18 protein-coding genes are annotated in these 13,720 nt (G+C 50.9%); 15 read left to right on the forward strand and 3 right to left on the reverse strand.

Features of this window, described 5'->3' with window-relative positions:
• Both JG50_RS18810 and JG50_RS0109925 read left to right on the forward strand, forming a co-directional pair.
• Positions 1 to 846: NYN domain-containing protein (locus JG50_RS18810; protein ID WP_052154180.1), on the forward strand; the 846-nt coding region annotated here is incomplete at its 5' end.
• Positions 847 to 912: 66 nt separating this feature from the next.
• Complete coding sequence (locus JG50_RS0109925) at positions 913 to 1,293, forward strand: Asp23/Gls24 family envelope stress response protein (protein ID WP_033100977.1); 381 nt, start codon at positions 913 to 915, stop codon at positions 1,291 to 1,293.
• A 145-nt stretch (positions 1,294 to 1,438) separates the two neighbouring features.
• On the opposite strand, the gene JG50_RS0109930 is transcribed toward JG50_RS0109925, so the two are convergent.
• A complete protein-coding gene (locus JG50_RS0109930) occupies positions 1,439 to 1,783 on the reverse strand; it encodes a YugN family protein (RefSeq protein ID WP_033100978.1) in 345 nt (114 codons plus the stop codon).
• Positions 1,784 to 1,959: 176 nt separating this feature from the next.
• Here JG50_RS0109930 and JG50_RS0109935 point away from each other — a divergent pair, with 176 nt between their 5' ends.
• The 10 genes from JG50_RS0109935 to JG50_RS0109980 all read left to right on the forward strand — a co-directional run bounded on the left by JG50_RS0109935 (position 1,960) and on the right by JG50_RS0109980 (position 9,080).
• Positions 1,960 to 3,144, forward strand: a complete 1,185-nt coding sequence (locus JG50_RS0109935; RefSeq protein WP_033100979.1) for a M20 metallopeptidase family protein — start codon at positions 1,960 to 1,962, stop codon at positions 3,142 to 3,144.
• Positions 3,145 to 3,187: 43 nt separating this feature from the next.
• On the forward strand, positions 3,188 to 3,634 hold the full coding sequence (locus JG50_RS0109940) for a CBS domain-containing protein (RefSeq protein ID WP_033100980.1): 447 nt from the start codon (positions 3,188 to 3,190) through the stop codon (positions 3,632 to 3,634).
• 67 nt (positions 3,635 to 3,701) lie between these two features.
• Positions 3,702 to 4,079, forward strand: a complete 378-nt coding sequence (locus JG50_RS0109945) for a hypothetical protein (protein ID WP_152568542.1) — start codon at positions 3,702 to 3,704, stop codon at positions 4,077 to 4,079.
• An 84-nt stretch (positions 4,080 to 4,163) separates the two neighbouring features.
• Positions 4,164 to 4,628, forward strand: coding sequence for a stage V sporulation protein AC (gene spoVAC, locus JG50_RS0109950; protein WP_152568543.1), 465 nt, complete (start codon positions 4,164 to 4,166; stop codon positions 4,626 to 4,628).
• Between the two features lie 15 nt (positions 4,629 to 4,643).
• Positions 4,644 to 5,678: a stage V sporulation protein AD gene (gene spoVAD, locus JG50_RS0109955; RefSeq protein WP_033100983.1), complete on the forward strand. Its 1,035-nt coding sequence runs from the start codon at positions 4,644 to 4,646 to the stop codon at positions 5,676 to 5,678.
• On the forward strand, positions 5,675 to 6,340 hold the full coding sequence (locus JG50_RS0109960; protein WP_033100984.1) for a GDSL-type esterase/lipase family protein: 666 nt from the start codon (positions 5,675 to 5,677) through the stop codon (positions 6,338 to 6,340). The genes spoVAD and JG50_RS0109960 overlap by 4 nt, the downstream gene beginning before the upstream one ends.
• Before the next feature lie 101 nt (positions 6,341 to 6,441).
• Positions 6,442 to 7,287: an SPFH domain-containing protein gene (locus tag JG50_RS0109965; protein ID WP_033100985.1), complete on the forward strand. Its 846-nt coding sequence runs from the start codon at positions 6,442 to 6,444 to the stop codon at positions 7,285 to 7,287.
• Positions 7,284 to 7,469, forward strand: coding sequence for an Arc family DNA-binding protein (locus JG50_RS0109970; protein WP_033100986.1), 186 nt, complete (start codon positions 7,284 to 7,286; stop codon positions 7,467 to 7,469). Before JG50_RS0109965 ends, JG50_RS0109970 begins: the two co-directional genes overlap by 4 nt.
• A 76-nt stretch (positions 7,470 to 7,545) precedes the next feature.
• Complete coding sequence (locus JG50_RS0109975; protein WP_052154181.1) at positions 7,546 to 8,643, forward strand: S8 family peptidase; 1,098 nt, start codon at positions 7,546 to 7,548, stop codon at positions 8,641 to 8,643.
• 77 nt (positions 8,644 to 8,720) lie between these two features.
• A complete protein-coding gene (locus JG50_RS0109980; protein ID WP_033100987.1) occupies positions 8,721 to 9,080 on the forward strand; it encodes a hypothetical protein in 360 nt (119 codons plus the stop codon).
• Here the strand turns inward: JG50_RS0109980 and JG50_RS20890 are convergent.
• Positions 9,065 to 9,199: a hypothetical protein gene (locus tag JG50_RS20890; protein WP_255517803.1), complete on the reverse strand. Its 135-nt coding sequence runs from the start codon at positions 9,197 to 9,199 to the stop codon at positions 9,065 to 9,067. The two genes, JG50_RS0109980 and JG50_RS20890, sit on opposite strands and share 16 nt — an antisense overlap.
• A 124-nt stretch (positions 9,200 to 9,323) precedes the next feature.
• Here JG50_RS20890 and JG50_RS20070 point away from each other — a divergent pair, with 124 nt between their 5' ends.
• Entirely contained in the window at positions 9,324 to 9,470 is a 147-nt protein-coding gene (locus JG50_RS20070; RefSeq protein ID WP_160173844.1) for a hypothetical protein, read from the forward strand.
• Positions 9,471 to 9,579: 109 nt separating this feature from the next.
• Here the strand turns inward: JG50_RS20070 and JG50_RS0109990 are convergent, their stop codons facing one another.
• The gene (locus tag JG50_RS0109990; protein WP_033100989.1) at positions 9,580 to 10,026 is read right to left on the reverse strand and encodes a protease complex subunit PrcB family protein; all 447 of its coding nucleotides are present in this window, start codon (positions 10,024 to 10,026) and stop codon (positions 9,580 to 9,582) included.
• A 135-nt stretch (positions 10,027 to 10,161) separates the two neighbouring features.
• On the opposite strand from JG50_RS0109990, the gene JG50_RS0109995 reads away from it, so the two are divergent.
• The gene (locus tag JG50_RS0109995; protein ID WP_033100990.1) at positions 10,162 to 11,850 is read left to right on the forward strand and encodes a DNA repair helicase XPB; all 1,689 of its coding nucleotides are present in this window, start codon (positions 10,162 to 10,164) and stop codon (positions 11,848 to 11,850) included.
• Positions 11,840 to 13,714 (forward strand): hypothetical protein, encoded by a 1,875-nt coding sequence (locus JG50_RS0110000; RefSeq protein ID WP_033100991.1) that lies wholly within the window; start codon positions 11,840 to 11,842, stop codon positions 13,712 to 13,714. Before JG50_RS0109995 ends, JG50_RS0110000 begins: the two co-directional genes overlap by 11 nt.
• The last annotated feature ends 6 nt before the right edge of the window (positions 13,715 to 13,720 follow it).

The following is a 13,720-nucleotide window of genomic DNA, read 5'->3' on the forward strand; positions in this document are numbered from 1 at the left end:
CTTAATTTATTGAGGGAGGTAGAATGGTTGAATGGCAGGGTAAAAGATACAGCGATCTTTATTGATTTAGAGAATGTTTACTACGGTTTGAAGAAATATCACATGGATCCTGACCATCCCGATGAATCACACAACCTGTTTTTGCGCCTGCAAGACCATTATGGCAGAGAATCGATCCGGATGATTGAGGCATATGCCGATTTTGAGCAGTTGGATTTGTCCATGATGAGCCTCCAGAAAAAAAGAGTTCATGTGCATCAGGTATACGGAAACGGCAGAGACGGCAGGGACCGGAAAAACGCGGCAGATATCCAGCTTTGCCTTGACGCCATGGAAGTGCTTTACCAGATCCCGGAGATCAGCACCTACATTATCGTCAGTGCAGATCAAGACATGATCCCCCTCCTGGACCGGCTATGGTCAAAGGGAAAACGGGTGGAACTTTTTTGCCTCTGTGATGAAAGTTTGTCCCGTTCGGCCGGGCTGCATGAATTCTGCGATAACACCCACAATTTATTTGAATTTCTCAATATTCACCAATTCCAAAATCTCTCCCGTGTCGACCGGCTCATTCATAACGCGGTCGTGCAAATTTATGAGTGGTATCACGATCCCAATAATATTGGGAAGAGTTATGGAAGCACTTGGATAAAGAATGATTTTATTCGCAAATTTCATTTGGATGAGCTGGAAGCCAACCAATTGTTTTCAAAATTGTTAAAAGGGAAATATATTATACCTGTGGAAATTGAGATGGATTCCAAAACATATTACGGGTACAAAGTGAATCTGACCCATCCTCAGGTACAAACGATGGTGAAAATCGCAGGATACAAAGTGAGCTAGGCCTGGGACTGCTTGTCTTCCGTGTGATGTTCCGATGCGATTTTATGACAACGAGGGGGAAAACAAATGGCAGATCTTCAAGGTGGAACGCTGCGCATTGCCGATGATGTGGTCGCTGTGATCGCCGGGTTTGCGGCGAGCAAGACAAACGGCATTGCCAGCATGTCAGGCGGGATGGCCGAGGGACTGGCCAAACGCGTCAGCGGCAAAAACATCACTAGAGGGGTCAACGTTCAGGTTGGAAAATTGGAGGCGGCAATCGATCTTCGGGTGATTGTGGAATACGGGGTGAAAATTGACGAGGTGTGCCGGAATCTGCAACAAAGGGTGAAAGAAGCCGTTGAAATGATGACCGGCCTGAAAGTGGTAGAGGTGAACATCAAAGTGGACGGGGTGGAGCTGGGGGAATTTCACGATTCGAAGGCTGCGGAAAACAAAATAAAATGAGGAAAGAGGGTGAGGATCGAAAGCACCCTCTTTTTTTGCCTTGGTGCAGCAGGCGGCATCCCTGCGGTTCCTGCCACCCCGGTATTTCACTCCGTTTTCATCCCGGGGGTGCCGGCAGACCGTCATCGTTTTGCAGCAACGATGGTCAGCCGTTTAACGCTTTTTCCAGTTCTTCCAGTTTGGCGTTTACCTGTTGCCGTAACGATTCGGGAACCTCTGCTGTTTCATCGATACCGTGCGGGAAAAAGTGGCGCACAAAGACCGGGGTTCCGATTTCCAGAAGTGCTTTCGGGTGTTCGAGACGTTTGTCATTGATTACATCTGCCCGCAAGCGCAAGAAATAATCAATTTGATCAGACGTATATTTCAAATCATAAGTGACTTTCTCATAATCCCAGGACCAGCGGACAAACCCCAATTTTTTCATGATTTTTTCCATTTCGCCGAATTCTTTCTTGATACCTTTGGTTTTTATGTGGTTAAAAATCATCTGGGCGCCTCCCTTTGCATTTCACACCGAATTGAATCATTATTTATGATAGTACGATTACCCATGTAAGCGCAACCGATCGGGGGTGACAGAAGTCCGAAATTAGAGAAACATGAGTATTCAAAAAATATCCGCTGCCGCTTCAGTTCGTGTGCCAATGAAAAGGGGAGAGATAAATGGAGAGGATAAAAGAGCGAATTGCGGAAATTTATCCACGGATGGTTGAGTGGCGCCGGGATTTTCACCGTAACCCCGAGCTTTCATTTAAGGAAAAGGAAACCGCGCAAAAAGTGGCTTCCATTTTGAAAAGCCTCGGTCTGGAAGTGAGAACGGGAATCGGCGGGCATGGCCTTGTCGGACTTCTCCGCGGAAAAGGGCCGGGGCGAACTGTCGCCTTAAGATCTGATATGGATGCACTGCCGATTCAGGATGAAAAGGATTGCTCCTACCGGTCACAGGTTCCGGGAGTGATGCACGCCTGCGGACACGACGGGCATATGGCCACTTTGCTCGGGGCAGCTGCCGTCTTGACAGAGCTCAGGGAGCAATGGGACGGTTCCATCTTGTTTTTGTTTCAGCATGCGGAGGAGTTGTTGCCGGGCGGTGCGGTGTCCATGATCGACGCTGGTGTGCTGGACGGGGTTGATGCCATTTTCGGCGTCCATCTGTGGACTCCTCTGCCTTGCGGGGTCATTGGGATTCGCAGCGGGGAACTGATGGCATCCGCCGATTCCTTTGAAGTGGAGATCATCGGCAAAGGCGGACATGGCGGACTGCCGCATGAAGCGGTTGATTCAGTGGTGATTGCATCCCATGTAATTGTCCAGTTACAGACGATTATCAGCCGCTGTCTCAATCCCCTGGATTCAGGCGTCATCACGGTCGGTCAAATCGAAGCCGGCAATGCGTTTAATGTGATTGCTGAGCGTTGCCGATTTTGGGGAACGGTCCGTGCCTTTAAGCAAGAGACGCGCGAAGCGATCGTGGCCAGGATGGAAGAAGTGATTCAGGGGGTTTGCCGGATGTTTGGAGCAGATTACCGGTTTGATTATACCTGGGGATACCCTCCGGTTGTCAATGAGCCTGCCGCCACTGACATATTGGCCGAGTCCGCCAAGGCGATTGTCGGGGAGCAGGGGGTCTGGCAAATCGATCCGGTGATGGCAGGGGAGGATTTCGCCTATTACCTGAAGCAACGGCCGGGAGCATTTTGCTTTGTGGGCGCCGGCAACACGGAGCGGAATATCACGGCTCCCCACCATCATCCCCTTTTTGATTTCGATGAAGAAGCGATGAAAATCGGGGCGGAATTGTGGGTTCGGACGGCTATGCGGTTTCTTGGAAGCGGAAAGGGAGAATGAGAATCCCCCGTTTGGTTACCATAAGGCTCAGGGGGGATCTTTGATGCACACGTTGCGTGAGATTATGACGACTGATGTGGAATACGTTACGCCGCAGGACAATGTTTTTGAGGCAGCTTCCAAAATGCGGGCATCGAATGTTGGGATGGTTCCCGTAGTGGAAAACGGCGTCTTGAAAGGAGTCATTACCGACCGCGACCTCGTTGTGCGCGGAATCGCCGGCAAACAGCCCAATTCCGGTTCGGTGGCTGACATTATGTCCACTTCCCTGGTGACGGGAACTCCGGACATGACGGTGGATGAAGCGGCGAGAATAATGGCTGAAGCACAAGTTCGCCGGTTGCCGGTCGTGGAAAACAACCGCCTGGTCGGTGTCGTGTCGATTGGGGACATGGCTGTACGCGAGCAACATCAAGATGAAGCGAGCCAGGCTCTCAACGAAATTTCAGAAACGCATAATCCGAATGCATCAAATGATCTCAAGTCATAACCCGAAAGGTAAAAAGCTGCCGGTTGACCCGGCGGCTTTTTACGTCAAGGGAAGGACGTGTGCTGTGATGATTTCCGGCGAAGAATATGAGTCTTTCCTGACCTTGGTCAAAAAAACGGCCATTTTGCAGGTGCCTGCCCTTGTCTTGCAGGCCGATTACCGGACCGTGGCCCGTTTCCCCTGCAAACTGAAGGAAATTTGGTTGGAACAAATAAGGAAAATGTCAGAACGTCTGGCGGAAAAAGAAAGCGAGAGCAGAAAAGCGCTGAGGCGAATGGGCGGGCGAATCATTGCGGTGAAACAAACACCGGACCATCGTGAGATTGAAGCGGAACTGCACGGGTTTCTCTATAAAGAAAAGTTGCTGAACGAGTGGATCAAAGTCGAATGCATGCGGGAAGCGCAGACCTTGCTCGGCGAAGCGTACGGAGTGCAGTCAGAATAGCAGGGAGGCATTTTTTATGATGCATAAAGAGAGTGGGAAGGCGCACTCTAAAAACGGACAGATCGAAAAAAGGGGGCGATGGCGATGGAAAAGCACAGACAGAAGGAAAAGGAATTGGCTTATGAAAAAATCGCAAACAAACATCGGCCCAAGCCTAAAATATGGATGAATTCCCTGAAAGCTTTTGTGATCGGCGGATTGGTCTGCGTACTTGGCCAGGCGCTCATGCTGATGTATATTCACTGGTTTGGGTTTAAACCGGAAAAGGCCGGCGATCCGACCGCAGCCACACTGATCTTTATTTCCTGCCTTTTGACCGGGCTGGGAGTTTACGACCGGATCGGTCAATGGGCCGGCGCCGGATTGGCCGTACCGGTCACGGGATTTGCCAATTCGATTGCTTCGTCGGCGCTGGAACACCGGGCTGAAGGCTATGTTCTCGGAGTAGGCGGAAACATGTTTAAGCTGGCAGGGGCAGTGATTGTGTTTGGAACGCTGTCCGCCTTTGTGATCGGTTTGATCTATACCTTGACCGGACTGGTGAGATGACATGGGGGAGACGAAATGACAGGAACCAAGCTGATTGGAAAAAGCACATGGGAATTTCAAAATGATGTTCGCGTCCTGTCCAGTGCTGCCACAGTCGGCCCGATGGAAGGGGAAGGATTGTTAAGGGAGAGTTTCGATAAAATTTATCCGGATCTGTATGCCGGGGAAGAAACATGGGAAAAGGCGGAACGCAAAATGCTTGAGGATGCCGTTTCCCTTGCCATAGAAAAGGCAGGCCTGACCCCGGAACAAATCGATTTTTATCTTGCCGGCGATTTGCTGAACCAAAACATTTCCGCCTCGTTTTCCGCCAAAACGAACCAGATTCCGTTTCTCGGCGTATACGGCGCCTGTTCCACTTCGATGTTGTCTTTGGCTTTGGCGGCGGTATTGGTCGATGGCGGCTATGCCCGTCATGTGATCGCCGGTGTGAGCAGCCACAATTGTACAGCAGAAAAGCAGTACCGCTATCCGACAGAGTATGGCGGACAAAAGCCGGAGACGGCCCAATGGACCGTGACAGGGGCAGGCGCCTGCTTGTTGGGGCGTTCGGGTGACGGCCCGGTTGTTCGCTATGCCACCGTTGGCAAAGTAACCGACCTGGGCGTGAAAAATCCGATGGATATGGGTTCTGCCATGGCGCCGGCGGCCGCGCAGACGATTCAAGCGCATTTTGCCGATACCGGCCGATCCCCTGAAGATTATGACTTAATCGTCACCGGGGATCTTGCCAAAGTGGGATTGCCCATCGCGCGGGAGCTGCTGAAGAATGCTGGCTTTGAGATGGGGGAACATTTTGCGGATTGCGGGTTGATGATTTATACCCAGAAGCAAGAAACATTTGCCGGCGGCAGCGGGTGTGCATGCAGTGCTGTCGTAACCTATGGGCATCTGTTGAGAGAAATGATGCGGAACAAGTGGAAGCGCATCCTGGTAGTCGCGACCGGTGCCTTATTGAGTACCGTTTCATACCAACAGGGGGAAGCCATTCCTTGTATAGCGCATGCGGTGGCTTTTGAAATGGAAGAAGGGAAGGAAGGAAAGGCATGAACGAACAGCGGATCTCACCTGTCGCTTATCTGGCCCTGGGAGATTCTCTCACGGAGGGGATTGGAGCCAGTAACCCTTCCGCACATTTTGTTGCCCAATATTTTCAGCATTTGCGGCATTCAAACCAATGTTATGTGCGGAATTTTGGAATTTCCGGTATGACCTCTGACGAACTGCTATCCTTGGTGAGCAACCCTGCGATGATTCGCCTGTTGCCTAGAATGACGCACATTACCATCACCACCGGGGGATGCGATTTCATTTCGCTTTATGAAAATAATGAGTTGACTCTGAGAAAAATTATGAAGACAACCCATAAACTTCAGGATAATGTCAGGAAGATGCTTACGCTGATGCGCAGAGAAAATCCGGCGGCGGTGCTTCGTGTGCTCGGATTTTATATTCCTTTGCCAGCTTATGAAATCGGCGTTGGCAAAGCCTCATTTCTCATCCAATCCCTTAACCGTGCCTTGGAGAAAATCTGCAACCAGTTCGGAGCCAAACTGATCAACCCGTTTGATGTTTTTTTAAATCGCAAAGAATATTTCAGCGATGAAGTACACCCGAACCAGACGGGATATGATGAGCTTGCCAAACTCTTCATCTCAACTGTCCAAACCCGCACTGATGCATTGCCATCTCTGACACCGCTTACTCAATGACCATTTTCCATTCCTTCGCCGAGCTTTTTTCGGCCGCAGGAATGGATTTTTTATTATCATAATGATATCATATAGATAACAAATTGATAAGGGGGCAGCGCATGACACGCACTGAAGAGAGAGTTGCATGGAAGGCAAATGGATTTTTGTTTTTGTTGCTCGAAATTTTCTTGCTTTTGGCCGGAGCCGGACTCGTCATCTACGGGATTGGGATCATTTTTCTGGTGGTGGCCGTTCTGCTTCTCCCCGGATTCGTTATGATTCAGCCGAATGAGGCCCGCGTTCTCACCTTTTTTGGCAAGTATGCCGGTACGATTGCGGAAGATGGGTTTTTTTGGGCGAATCCTTTCGCATCAAAAAAGAAAATCTCCCTGCGCGTACGCAATTTTCACAGTGATAAACTGAAAGTAAACGATGCTGATGGAAACCCGATTCTGATCGGCGCTGTGATTGTATGGAAAGTGGTCGACTCCGCTAAAGCGCTTTTCGATGTGGAGGATTTTAACGTTTTTGTGGCGATCCAGAGCGAAACCGCCATCCGCTCCCTGGCCAGCCGTTACCCTTATGATCGCCATGACCAGTCGCTTCCTTCGTTGATGGGAGCGCCGGAGGAAGTGGCGGAAAATCTGTGCACCGAGCTGCAAGAGCGGCTGAAAATCGCCGGAGTGGAAATTTTGGAGGCGAGGATCAGCCATTTGGCTTATGCTCCCGAAATCGCCCAGGCGATGCTTCGCCGCCAACAGGCGCAGGCGGTGATTGCAGCCAGGCAGAAAATCGTAGAAGGTGCGATCGGCATGGTGGAAATGGCGTTGGACCACATCGAAAAGAAGGGCGTCGTCGAACTGGATGAGGAAAGAAAAGCTGCGATGGTGAATAATCTGATGGTCGCCTTGGTATCTGAAGGAGAGACGACTCCGGTAATTAATACCGGAACCTTGTTTACATGAGTACCAACAAAAAGCGGTTTTTGCTGAGAATCGATCAAGAGCTTTACAATATGATAGAAAAATGGGCGGCCGATGAATTTCGAAGTGTAAATGCACAGATTGAATTTCTATTAAAAGATGCGGTGAAGAGGGCGGGCAGAATTCCCTCAAGCAAGTCAAAGAAGCCGGATGGCGAAACTTAAAATCAACTAAATACTTACCAATCTAGTCCAAGCAAAATCACCCTTTTATTCATAACTAGAATAAAGGGGTGATTTTATGTCAGCTGTTTCACCGGAAGGACGTTATACGTTTGTTTTTCGTTCAGTTGCCAAACCTGAAATCGTGAAACAAGCCGGGGGACAGGTTCACCATGTCGGAAAATATTCTTCCACCGTTACGGCATCGTTTAAATCCCCGAAAAATGCCTTCAAATTGAAAAAGGACCCGGATTTAATCAGTATACAGGAAGACCGCTTGCTGCGGCTGCCTTTTTTCAAGATCGAAAAAGTGTTTTCAGCCTCCCGCAGGATCAATGACAAAAGGGCCGTCAACAGCCAGGTGCTGACCTGGAATGTCGCAAGGGTCCTCGGGAAACGCAGATTGAACAACGGTACGGGAGTGCGGGTGGGGGTCATTGATACCGGGCTCGACTTTCATCATCCGGATCTGGTTTCAAACATTAAAGGCGGCGTAAATGTTCTTTCACCTTTTCTGCCTCCGCAAGATGATAACGGCCACGGGACCCATATTGCCGGAATCATCGGGGCATTAAACAACCACTTTGGCGTGGTCGGGATCGCCCCGAAGGTATCTCTTTACGCGATCAAGGTATTGAATTCTGCAGGACACGGAACGATTTCCAATTTGATTAAGGGAATTGAATGGGCGATTGCCAATCGGATGCATATCCTGAATATCAGCATCAGCGGCGGGCAAACGATTCACCCGGCCTTGGCGCAAGCGATTGCGGCGGCCGTAAGCAGGGGGATTTTGATTGTCGCTGCCGCAGGGAACAATGGAAATGCGTCCGGAAAAGGCGATACCGTTTCGATCCCGGCAAGGATATCCCCGGTGATTTCCGTGGCGGCGCTGAATAAGTTAAACCGTCGGGACTCGTATTCAGCCACCGGAAAAGTGGATATCGCAGCGCCGGGAACGGGGATCTTGAGCACTTATTTCTACAGCCGTTATGCGGTGTTGAGCGGAACCTCGATAGCCGCAGCCCATGTGACGGGAGTTCTGGCCATCTATCGGGCTGCTTTTCCCAGGGCGACTTCGGCCGAGTTGAAAGCCATGCTGTATCACCGGGCGATCGATCTGCCGCCGGCGGGGCGGGATCCGCTTACCGGAGTAGGACTGGTGCAGGGGCTGTAGGAAGAGGGTTTCTCTCATAAGGCAGGCCGGGCGGGCATATATTGGTGGTGTATCGTCAGATCAAAGGAGGGACAGACATGGATTACGGATATTACCAACCGGGTCCGGTTGGCTTCCGAAATTATCCTGCTTACACATACGGGTTTATCCCGTATTATCATTACCATTATACGCCTGCCGGTTCCGGATGTTGCGGAGGGCAAAGCATGACCTCTGCTTATCTGCCGCCTTATGGTGCATGGCATCCCTGGATGATTCCCACACCTCCGGTTCACGCACAAGGTTTTCCGGGAGCGGCGATCCCTCCGCAAGGCCCGGGGATGATGCCTCCTCCTCCACAACCAGCGTATTCCGGCACGGAAAAACCGGTATGGGAGTCGCCGGAATCGCCGGAGTCCCCATGGCTGAGAGCTTATGAAAATCAAAAGCGGTCATGATGGATCGTCGCAACAAACGGGCTCCAGCCGGAAAGTGACAGGTTGACCCGAATTCCGTTTTTCGGAAAGAGATATATACCGTTTGCGATGCATGGATCGATCATACGGGAAGCATGCACGCTTCCTCCCCTCCCAACTGTTCCCCCCCCGGCTGCCGGTCGGAGGGATTTTTTAATGGGAAAAAGTGAAAACGTAAAACCGGAAGGAGTGGGAACAATACGGATAACGAGGAGGGAAGCTGAAATGATTTGTTTTAAGATACCGGATGTAACGTATCCAACACACGAACCTGAAATTTCCCAGCCGTATTTTCCGGAAATCATGACACCATATGAACCGGTCAAGGATCCATATGAACAACCGCATCAGCCTGAACAGCCGAAAAAATGACATCATCGATCATTTGTACTTATCGCTTTTTTAGGGATGCAAGGGATATAAAACTGCTTGAAAAAAGGAAGCGGAACCCTTTTCACAGGGAATTCGCCTCCTTTTTTTGTCAGCTTTGTGTCCATTTCACTTCCAAATGCTGCACCGGCTGTTTGGCGGAAAAAGTGATGATAATCGAAGGGTGGGTGATCACCTGTGCGGCAAAGCTTCCTTTCGCCGGAGTTTTTTCCGTGGCATATACCGTTACGGTATTTCCCCGGCGGACAACTTGGTCAACGGTGATGGTGTACCCGGCCGTTTTCCGTTCGCCCAGGGTGATTAAAGCGAAATGTCGGCTATCTTCGTGAAACAGAACAGCCTGTTTCTTCGGTGTCGCCAGTTTTTGATTCACTTGCTTCTGAATCTCTTCCGGCAGCCCGGAAGGTTCGATGGTATGAAAAGTTATATTTTCTTTGGGTTCTTCCATTTTCAGTCCTCCTGTTAGTCCGGGGGCATCTGCGATTTGACAACTGGTCATGAGCAAAAGAATCGGCATCAGAGCGATCAGCTTGCGCATCCTTTCTCCTCCAAGCTTGGTTTGTTGTATGAAATAGACGATGAAGAAGAGAAAAAGTTGCATGATTCGACAGAGTATTTTGCAATATCAATAGCTTTTCAGCCGTTAGGAAAAAATAGAGATGGAGGGAAAAGAATGTCAGAAAAAAGTTTGCTGAAAAAGGGGCTGATCATTCAGCACGACGGTACCGTTTTATTGGAAAAAATAGCGGACAGCGGAAGTGAACTGAGTTTGAAACTCAACCGCTTTGCGCAAAAGGTACGAGAAACGGAGCAGCTTGTCACTTTTCGTTTAACGCCGTTTACCCTGTGGCAAGCGGCAGCCTCCGGGATGTCGGCCAAAAGTCTGCTGGAATGGCTGCGCTCGCACAGCAAATTTCCGTTGACTGGTGCATTTGAGCGGCGGGTGGAAGAAACGATCAACCGGTTTGGGCAGATTCGACTGCAACGAAGAAAAGAGCACACCTTTGCACTGGTTGGTGCATCTCCTTCCATTTTCCCACAAATCCTGACGCATTTAAAGCGGGAAACTGTACCCGTACCGGAAAGTGAGCGGGCATTCATATTTCCCATGCATTCACTTGGAGCCGTAAAGCAGGCATGTGTTGCCGCCGGATATCCGCCACTGGACGAAACCGGCTTTGCCGGAGGGGAATCGCTTTCCTTTTCGCTTTCTGAACATGATCGTTTTCGCGGTTTGCGTCCCTATCAGCAGGATGCGCTCGAAGCGTATTTTGCCGAAGGAGCGGACTGGTATGGCGGGGGAGTAATCGTATTGCCATGCGGTGCGGGAAAAACGGTTGTCGCGCTGGCGATCATGCAGCGGGTCGGGAAGGCGACTCTAATATTGACGCCGAATGGCACGTCGGCGAAACAATGGGTGCGTGAGATATTGGATAAGACGGATTTACGGGCGGATGAGGTGGGGGAGTATACGGCGACGGTCAAACAGATTCGCCCGGTGACGGTGACAACTTACCAGATGTTGACTCATCGGGATGGAAAGGATGCATCATTTCCGCATATGGAACTGTTGCGTTCGCGTGATTTTGGCTTTGTGATTTATGATGAGGTTCACCTGCTGCCGGCTCCGGTTTTTCGCCTGACCGCCGAGTTTCAGGCGAAACGCCGGTTGGGACTGACGGCGACACTCGTGCGGGAAGATGGGAAAGAAGAGGATGTGTTTTCCCTGGTCGGGCCGAAGCTTTACGAAGGATCATGGAAAGAATTGGAGAGAAACGGATGGATCTCTGAGGCGGTGCTGCGGGAGATTCGCATTCCCTTTGACCCTGACTGGGAAACCGCTTATCAAAAGGCGGACCAGCGGCAGAAGGTGCGATTGGCGGCGGAAAATCCGCGAAAAATTCCGTTGATCGAGGAGATTATCAACCGGCACCGGGATGAGCAGATCCTGATCATCGGACAGTATTTGCGTCAACTGGATAGAATCTCCAGACGGTACGGATTTCCTTTGATTACGGGGAGTATGCCCGCAGATAAAAGGGAGGCGTGGTATCGCCAGTTTCGCCAGCGACGTATCCGGGTGCTGATCGTTTCCAAGGTGGCCAATATGGCGGTTGATCTTCCCGATGCCAGTGTCGCGATTCAAATTTCCGGCACATTCGGCTCCCGGCAGGAGGAAGCACAACGGCTTGGACGCATATTGCGCGTCAAGGAAACAGGGAGTAAAGCTTATTTTTATCATTTGGTGACGAAGGATACGGTCGACCAGGAATATGCCTGGCGCCGGCAGAGCTATCTTGCCGAGCAGGGATACCGGTATGAGGTGATCGATATGGAAAGGGAGTGCCGGCATGTCAGATGATTTGCGGATTTGTTTGGAATCGCTGAACGAAGAAGAAATCAGGCGGATCGGCAATCTCCATTCGGTGGCCGATCCTGACCCCGGGGCTCTCGCCGGGCGCATGACTGATCCGGCTTATTTGCGCCGCTGTTTCCAGCAGATGCCGTCGGAGAAGCGGGCCGTTTTGCTTTATTTTTTGTTCGCCAGCCAAAACGGGGTGATCAGAGAAAGGGAGATTCCCAGGGAGCAGCAGAAGTTCGGGCTCAAAGCCTGCCGGAGGAAAATATCGGAATTTTTTCGGGGAGGCTGGATATTTCCCGTGCGAAATCAGTTTCACGAACGGTTGTACTATCTTCCGGCTGAGCTGAGGCGGGCATGGATTGCGGCGCTTGCTGCCGGCTCCCTGCCAAAGCCGGTAAACGCCGCTTCCGTTATGCATTGTTCCGAACCGTCGGCAGGGATTTGGCAGGCGTTTTTCCACTTTTTGTTTATGCTGGAACAGGAACCGCTGTTGTTGACAAAAACGGGGCAGATTCCCAAAAAAGAGGCGCAAAAGCTGGATGTGGAGCTGGATTTGGATGCATCTTCCCTGAAGGAGACAAAATGGGGGAAACAGGATGAGTTGCCGCCATGGATCTCCTTTTTGCTCGAACTTAGTCAGCTGCTCGGTTTGACAGAGCGAACAAGCCAATCCGTCAGAGTGCGGCAGATGAACTGGCAACAGTGGCTTCAGCTCTCTTTTGACCAAATGATGAGAATCCTCTATCAGGCTGTTTTTAATCTGCTCACCGCCGAAAGGAACGGCTTGCATGGTTATTTGCAACTGCTCGAATGCCTGGAGGCGGAGAACTGGTACGCTTTGAAAGAGATCATTTGCTTTTTGTCCGAATGGGATCTCCCCTTTTTTTCTCCTGCGCTCCTGGAGCATCTGGAAAAGCAATTGATCGATCCGCTCGTGGCCATGGGCTGGATGGAAAAAGGACAATCAGGCTCAGGCGAAACTTATTTTCGCTGGCTGGAACTCCCGCCGAAGGGTCAGGTGCCGGATGAAGTGCCTTTTTACATTGAACCCCACATGGAAATATACCTTCCTTATTACTTTCCTCTTCCGCAACGTTATGTCTTGGCTCAGGCCGCTGACTTCATGGGCGGAGACCGGATGCTCATCTATGAGTTGAATGAGCGTTCCGTTCAACGGGCAAGGCGGTATGGCCTGACCGGAGAGGATTTGCTCAGCTTGCTGGCCGCCTGGAGCGGGACGGAGGTGCCCGAACCTGTAAAGGAACAGGTGATTCACTGGTTTCGCCAAGCTCCGTCGATTCTGGCTGAGTCTGCTTTCCTGCTGCATGGATCGCCGGAGAGACTGGACCGATGCCGCCGGATATTGGAGAAAAAAGGAATCAACATACCGGAGTTTACCGGGGAGCGGCTGATCATTTCCGCTGCCGATTTTGCTGCGGCGCAGGCTGCTTTGCAGGAGAGCGGGCAGGAAGTGCAACAAATGCACCATTCCCTCCACGGCAACGATGAACGAAACATCAAGCATGTGGATTGGGGCCGGTTATTGTCTCCCTTAAAGGAGTGGCGTGTGGAAACGCATTGGCCTTCCGGGCTGGATATGCGCTCAAATGCCGACAAACTGCCCAAAATTTGGACGAGCGGCCTGCGGGCATACGGGCGCGAAATGGTAAAAGAGATGGTAAAACAAAGCATTCATTATGGTTTTGCGCTGAAGATGGAATATCAGGGCGACCTGATCACAGTCAGTCCGCAAAAGGTTGAGTACTGCGGGGGAGATTGGCTGATGCACGCAAAAGTGGGAAAGGAAAAAAAGTTCTATCCGCTTGGGAGGATTTCCCGCGTACAAGTCATGGTGGAGCAGTGAATGGAT

The organism is Thermoactinomyces daqus (assembly GCF_000763315.1).
Lineage (GTDB): Bacteria > Bacillota > Bacilli > Thermoactinomycetales > Thermoactinomycetaceae > Thermoactinomyces_A > Thermoactinomyces_A daqus.

Excerpts from the sequence above, each read along its gene's own strand:
- spoVAC (WP_152568543.1), top strand. The coding sequence starts at position 4,164 with ATGGAAAAGCACAGACAGAAGGAAAAGGAATTGGCTTATGAAAAAATC.
- JG50_RS0109930 (WP_033100978.1), bottom strand. The coding sequence starts at position 1,783 with ATGATTTTTAACCACATAAAAACCAAAGGTATCAAGAAAGAATTCGGC.
- JG50_RS0109980 (WP_033100987.1), top strand. The coding sequence starts at position 8,721 with ATGGATTACGGATATTACCAACCGGGTCCGGTTGGCTTCCGAAATTAT.
- JG50_RS0109935 (WP_033100979.1), top strand. The coding sequence starts at position 1,960 with ATGGAGAGGATAAAAGAGCGAATTGCGGAAATTTATCCACGGATGGTT.
- JG50_RS0109975 (WP_052154181.1), top strand. The coding sequence starts at position 7,546 with ATGTCAGCTGTTTCACCGGAAGGACGTTATACGTTTGTTTTTCGTTCA.
- JG50_RS0109995 (WP_033100990.1), top strand. The coding sequence starts at position 10,162 with ATGTCAGAAAAAAGTTTGCTGAAAAAGGGGCTGATCATTCAGCACGAC.
- JG50_RS0109970 (WP_033100986.1), top strand. The coding sequence starts at position 7,284 with ATGAGTACCAACAAAAAGCGGTTTTTGCTGAGAATCGATCAAGAGCTT.
- JG50_RS0109990 (WP_033100989.1), bottom strand. The coding sequence starts at position 10,026 with ATGCGCAAGCTGATCGCTCTGATGCCGATTCTTTTGCTCATGACCAGT.
- JG50_RS0109940 (WP_033100980.1), top strand. The coding sequence starts at position 3,188 with ATGCACACGTTGCGTGAGATTATGACGACTGATGTGGAATACGTTACG.
- spoVAD (WP_033100983.1), top strand. The coding sequence starts at position 4,644 with ATGACAGGAACCAAGCTGATTGGAAAAAGCACATGGGAATTTCAAAAT.
- JG50_RS0109960 (WP_033100984.1), top strand. The coding sequence starts at position 5,675 with ATGAACGAACAGCGGATCTCACCTGTCGCTTATCTGGCCCTGGGAGAT.
- JG50_RS0109925 (WP_033100977.1), top strand. The coding sequence starts at position 913 with ATGGCAGATCTTCAAGGTGGAACGCTGCGCATTGCCGATGATGTGGTC.
- JG50_RS0109965 (WP_033100985.1), top strand. The coding sequence starts at position 6,442 with ATGACACGCACTGAAGAGAGAGTTGCATGGAAGGCAAATGGATTTTTG.
- JG50_RS0110000 (WP_033100991.1), top strand. The coding sequence starts at position 11,840 with ATGTCAGATGATTTGCGGATTTGTTTGGAATCGCTGAACGAAGAAGAA.
- JG50_RS0109945 (WP_152568542.1), top strand. The coding sequence starts at position 3,702 with ATGATTTCCGGCGAAGAATATGAGTCTTTCCTGACCTTGGTCAAAAAA.
- JG50_RS20070 (WP_160173844.1), top strand. The coding sequence starts at position 9,324 with ATGATTTGTTTTAAGATACCGGATGTAACGTATCCAACACACGAACCT.